Below are 267 nucleotides of genomic sequence, written 5' to 3'. Positions count from 1 at the left end.
CGGCTGCGTTTGCATCGCGCGGCCGGCTATCTCGCGAATGGGTCGATGCCGATTGCCGAGATCGCCGAGCGGTCCGGCTATAGCAGTTTGCAGTCGTTCACGCGGACGTTCAGCGCCGTCTTCGGCATGCCGCCCGCGCTGTATCGGAAGGCCGGGACGCACAGCCGGTTCCGGCCGTCTCTAGCGGATTCAGGAGGGTGCGAAATGACGATGAGAGACGTGGTGATACGCGATATCGAGGGCTTCGACGTGCTGAGCGTCGATCAC

Annotated in this window: 1 protein-coding gene; it reads left to right on the top strand. The window is 63.7% G+C overall.

What is annotated here, in order from left to right; translation table 11 throughout:
• The coding region (locus tag SB753_RS37815) for a helix-turn-helix domain-containing protein (RefSeq protein ID WP_410805254.1) at positions 1–267 on the top strand (267 nt) is incomplete at both ends.

This window comes from Paraburkholderia sp. SIMBA_053, assembly GCF_046534895.1.
Lineage (GTDB): Bacteria > Pseudomonadota > Gammaproteobacteria > Burkholderiales > Burkholderiaceae > Paraburkholderia > Paraburkholderia caledonica.
The sequence above is the reverse complement of the archived record's forward strand: the minus strand, read 5'-3'. Positions and strand labels throughout refer to the sequence as shown.